This window comes from Psychrobacter sp. 1U2, from assembly GCF_051847575.1.
Genome location: NZ_JBPYDC010000214.1, coordinates 1 through 1,388 on the forward strand (window position 1 = coordinate 1; position 1,388 = coordinate 1,388).

At 45.0% G+C, this 1,388-nt stretch carries 1 protein-coding gene and 1 pseudogene; both read left to right on the top strand.

The window, feature by feature from the left end:
- A partial coding sequence (locus tag ACS8FD_RS14590; protein WP_439276386.1) for an ABC transporter substrate-binding protein occupies positions 1–913 on the top strand: 913 nt, incomplete at its 5' end.
- Positions 914–1,077: 164 nt separating this feature from the next.
- A pseudogene (locus ACS8FD_RS14595) lies at positions 1,078–1,388 on the top strand (peptide ABC transporter permease); the annotation flags it as partial.

Consider the following 1,388-nt stretch of genomic DNA (forward strand, 5'->3'; position numbering starts at 1 on the left):
CTATTGGAACAAAGACGATATTCACATCGATAATCTAGTGTTTGTCATTACTAAAGATTCAGCGGTTCGCGCCCAAAAAGTTCAAGCTGGTGAATGCCATGTGTCCGCCTATCCTAAGCCTGCTGAAATCGACTCTGTCAAAAAATCTGGTAAGGCCACGGTGCTTGATCAGCCTGGCTTCAACGTCGGCTATGTGGGCTACAATGTTGAGAAACCGAAGCTTAGTGACCTAAAAGTTCGTCAAGCATTGGATATGGCCATCAACAAAGACGCTATTATCAATGCGGTTTATCAAAGTGAAGGACTCAAAGCGACCAATCCTATGCCGCCAACACAGTGGGGTTATGATGAGTCGCTTAAGGACGCTTCTTATGATGTTGAAAAAGCCAAAGCGCTCATCAAAGAAGCCGGCGCTAATAATCTTGAAATTGACCTATGGTATATGCCAGTTCAACGCCCATACAACCCTAACGCCAAGCTAATGGCTGAGATGCTACAAGCAGATTGGGCGAAGATTGGCGTCGATACCAAGCTTGTCACTTATGAATGGGGCGAGTACCTGAATCGCGCTGCTAAAGGTGAGCACGATGTTATTCTAGCTGGTTGGACCGGTGATAATGGGGACCCAGATAACTGGCTTGGTACGTTATTATCTTGTGATGCTGTCGGTGGTAACAACTACTCACGCTGGTGTAATAAGGACTTTGACACTTTAGTGACCAATGCCCGCCAGATTACCAATCAAGATGATCGCGTTAGTGATTATGTACAAGCTCAGCAGATATTCAAAGAGCAGCTGCCTTGGACGACGATGGCACATTCGGTGGTGACCGTATTCACAGCACCAAACGTTGTCGATTATAAGATTAGTCCACTGGGTTCAATACGCTTCGATGGTGTCAAGGTTGAATAACCTGAACTGATAAAGTCCGGTACGACATACATGATTGTTTAATTCGTATTCGGCTAGGTCAGACCCTCTGCTCTAGCCGATTTTATATAAACTAACTGTTTTGTCACGGGCACTCTTTTCACTGTCAACACTCTAATCATTGAACCACAACTATTGAGCAGCCCATGCTACTTTATATTTTGCGCCGTATTGCCATTTTAATTCCTGTCTACCTTGGCTTAACGCTATCAACCTTTACCCTGATTCGTCTCGTCCCTGGCGATGCCGTTGAGATTATGATGGGTGAGCGTATGGTCGATCCAGAATTACATGCCCGTGCCTTAGAAAGACTTGGTTTAGATAAACCACTCATCGTCCAATATTGGGATTACTTAACCGGCATCTTGACCGGTGATTTTGGTCAGTCCTTTCGTACACGTACTCCAGTATTACAAGACTTCTTTGCCCATTTTGTCCCAACCTTAGAGCTGGCTTT